The following is a 3,389-nucleotide window of genomic DNA, read 5'->3' on the forward strand; positions in this document are numbered from 1 at the left end:
GCGGAATTGCTGGCTCAAAAGAGCCCGATTGCAGTCCAGATTGCCAAAAGCGGTTTTTATGCTTCGGAAGACATGGCCTATGAGCAGCAGTTCGCCTATATGAATGAAGTCTTTGCACGTTTGTGCACCAGCGAGGATGCCAAGGAAGGCCCCCGGGCGTTTGCCGAAAAAAGAAAACCAATATACCAAGCCCGGTCAATGGAGTATTTTTCAATCTACGCTGCTGTTTTAGGATACCCTTTAGGGGAAAGGAGAAGGAATAATGAAACCCTATCGTTCCACGTTATTCGTTCCTGGCAACCGGCCAGCCTGGATGGAAAAGGCGATAAATTATGGGGCGGATTGCCTGATTTTAGATCTCGAGGATTCGGTCCCGGATCAAGAAAAGGTAGCTGCCCGCCCCTTGGTAAAGGCCGGGATTAAGGCTCTTAAGGCCAAGGGGCAAGCCGTTAACGTACGGATTAATGGTTTTGCCACGGGATTGACCTTTGACGACCTCGAGGGAGTTTTATGCCCCGAGCTCGATGGGGTTACGCTGCCAAAAGTGGAGACGGTGGCCGACATGAAAGAAATAGATGCTTTGTTGACCCATCTGGAAAAGCGCATGGGGATACCCGTCGGAGCGATTGAAACTCCCTTAGGATGCGAGACGGCTAAGGGGATGCGCAATATATATGAGATTGCCACCTCCTGTCCGCGAGTGAAGCGAGTTACATTGGCGGCAGGCCCCGGAGGAGACGCTGCCCGGGCCATTGGCTATATTTGGTCTAAGGAGGGTATGGAGACTCTCTTTCTTCGTTCCAAAGCAGTGCTGGATTGCCGGGCTGCAGGTATCCAGTATCCTACGATTAGCTCCTGGTGGAACATAAAGGATTTGGAGGGATTGGAGCGGGATGCCAATTGGAACCGGCGGCTTGGGTTTCGGGGGGAGACGGTCATGCATCCTTCACACGTTCCGATTGTTAATAAAGTGTTTACTCCGTCTGCGGAAGAGATTGCCTTTTATCAGGGCCTGATTCAGGCAATGGAGGAAGCGGAGAAAAAGGGGATTGCAGCGGTGACTTATAAGGGAGACATGGTAGATGAAGCCATGGTGAAAACGGCCCGGGAGATGCTCGAATTTGCCAAGTCTATTGGTCTCGAGACCTGATCAACCTTCATTAAGTTCTTTCAAGACTTAAAGGATCTCCCTAAAAAAAGCCGAAAACCTGGAGCCAGAGGCCGGAATGGGCCAAATTGGAAGAGACTTTATCATCAAAAAATTCCTGGAGGGAATGCCAGATAAAAGCAAGGAGGAAACTTCAACCCAGGAGTGAGAAATCCAATGAATAAACTATTGAGTAAAATCTCAGTTTTGGACATGACCGAAGGCGTCGCAGGGCCCTGCGCAGCAAGTCTCCTGGGCGACATGGGAGCATTCGTTATTAAAGTTGAGAGGCCGGAAGGAGACTGGGGAAGGGGTACTGAGGACCCGTTGAGACCTTACTTTGTTGCCAATAATAGAAACAAGAGAGATTTGTGTTTGGACTTACAGAAAAAGGATGCCGGACCGGTTATAATGCGCTTGGTTGAGCGTTCGGATATAGTTCTTTCTAATTACCGAAAAGGAGTAATGGAGCGGTTGGGGGTTGGTTATGATGCATGCCAAAAAATAAACCCCGGGATTATCTACTGTACGATTTCAGCTTTCGGTCAAAAGGGAGCGTATTCCAGCCTTCCCGCAAGTGATACGGGCATGCAGGCGCTCAGTGGGATCATGGATTCAATAGGCGAGATGGAGGGTCTTCCTTTGCGCGTGAGCTTTCCTTTGGTGGATATCCATTCTGCAAGTATGGCTGTACAGGGTATTTTGTTGGCGCTATATGCCCGGCAGCAGGGAAAATTAGGTACAAGAATCGATGTCAGCCTGCTGAACGCAGCCATGTCCTTACAAGCCATGCCTTTTACCTCTTTTTTAATGACTGAGGAACTACCCAAGCGATATGGCAACCAAAACCCTATGCTTTCTCCGGCTGGTGCTTACCGGACGAAAGACGATAAATATATGACCATCGCAATTCTTGGTGAGTCCTATTGGGAAAGATTTTGCCAGGCCATTGGAATGGCTCAAATAAGCAAAGAAGAGAAGTTCAAGAATAACTCTCTCCGGGTAAAGAACAGGGCTGCTCTGAATGAGATCGTGGTCCCGGTTTTTCTCAGGAAGCCCCGAGAGGAGTGGATTCATATTTTTAAGGAGGCCGATATTCTTTGCTCCCCAATCAATAACTTTGCTGATGTTTTAGATGACTCAGCCCTTGTTGAATCGATTTCCCTATGGAAGTTCAAGCTCAAGGGTAAAGAAATACGTACGATGGGAAACCCCATTGAAATTGACGGGGAATATCTAACGCTGGAACTGCCTCCCCCCCTTAAAGGGGAACATACCAACGAAATATTGGAGGAACTCGGATATAGCCACAACGAAATCCAGGCCATGCTCTCCCAAGGAATTGTTTATAGCCTAGCCACCATTATCCTTAAATAAATTTCTAAGGAAAAAAAGATGGACACTTTTGAACTGATCAAAGGGGCAATTGACATTCATATTCACATCGGTCCGGATCCGAATCGCCGCCGCAGGGTGGGCGTTGAACGAACTATCATTACTCACCCGCTGTCCGTTTCCTTCGGCTGCCGCGCCTCGGTGGAGGAACAGAAAGAGATGATCGGGCAGGGGGTATTTATCGAGCACTGCTTCATTGCCACCATGCCCACCAGTGACCGAGTCGATCCCCAAAAGATTGCCGATGCCATCCGCGCCGTCGGTCCCGAACACTGCATCATGTCGACGGATTTCGGCCAGATCTACAATCCTCCTCCCGTGGAAGGGATGCGGATGTATATCGAGACGATGCTCCGCTGCGGCATTGAGGAAGATGAGATTGTCGCCATGGTGCGGAAGAACCCAGCCCACGCCCTTGGCCTACCGGTTTTATGACGACACTCCGCCGGAGATCAATTCTCATTTTTAGGAGTAGCCTATGGATAAATTGAAAGAGTCAGTCTTTTCCTATATTGAGGCCCACCGGGATGAGATGGTGCTTCTCCTGAAGAAATTAATTCAAATTGATACCCAGGTTCCACCCGGCCTGAACTATGACACGATCTGCGGGGTTTTGGCGGAAAGATTTCAATCTTTGGGGTGCGAGGTCCAGATCCATAATGCGCCGGAGAAATACCTGAAACTGCAGGGCGCCGAAATCATGGGACTGAAGGGGCCAAGGAGCAATGTCGTAGTTAGGTATAGGGGAAAGAAGGGAACACCTATCCTCCATGCCAGCGCGCATATAGATACGGCAGCAATCCAGAAGGAAGGATGGACCGTTGATCCGCTCGGCGGAGAAGTGACC

The 3,389-nt window shown here is 49.5% G+C and carries 4 protein-coding genes and 1 pseudogene; all 5 read left to right on the top strand.

Annotated features, from left to right (window positions below; translation table 11 throughout):
• Positions 1-6: 6 nt before the first annotated feature.
• Positions 7-177: pseudogene (locus Q7V48_13355) on the top strand (enoyl-CoA hydratase/isomerase family protein).
• Between the two features lie 85 nt (positions 178-262).
• Complete coding sequence (locus tag Q7V48_13360; protein MDO9211713.1) at positions 263-1,150, top strand: CoA ester lyase; 888 nt, start codon at positions 263-265, stop codon at positions 1,148-1,150.
• 174 nt (positions 1,151-1,324) lie between these two features.
• Complete coding sequence (locus Q7V48_13365; protein ID MDO9211714.1) at positions 1,325-2,524, top strand: CoA transferase; 1,200 nt, start codon at positions 1,325-1,327, stop codon at positions 2,522-2,524.
• Positions 2,525-2,542: 18 nt separating this feature from the next.
• Entirely contained in the window at positions 2,543-2,977 is a 435-nt protein-coding gene (locus tag Q7V48_13370; protein ID MDO9211715.1) for a hypothetical protein, read from the top strand.
• 43 nt (positions 2,978-3,020) lie between these two features.
• Positions 3,021-3,389, top strand: a 369-nt coding sequence (locus Q7V48_13375) for a hypothetical protein (protein MDO9211716.1), incomplete at its 3' end; no start/stop codon positions are given.

Source organism: Deltaproteobacteria bacterium (genome assembly GCA_030654105.1).
Classification (GTDB): Bacteria; Desulfobacterota; SM23-61; order SM23-61; family SM23-61; genus JAHJQK01.

Excerpts from the sequence above, each read along its gene's own strand:
- Q7V48_13360 (MDO9211713.1), top strand. The coding sequence starts at position 263 with ATGAAACCCTATCGTTCCACGTTATTCGTTCCTGGCAACCGGCCAGCC.
- Q7V48_13365 (MDO9211714.1), top strand. The coding sequence starts at position 1,325 with ATGAATAAACTATTGAGTAAAATCTCAGTTTTGGACATGACCGAAGGC.
- Q7V48_13370 (MDO9211715.1), top strand. The coding sequence starts at position 2,543 with ATGGACACTTTTGAACTGATCAAAGGGGCAATTGACATTCATATTCAC.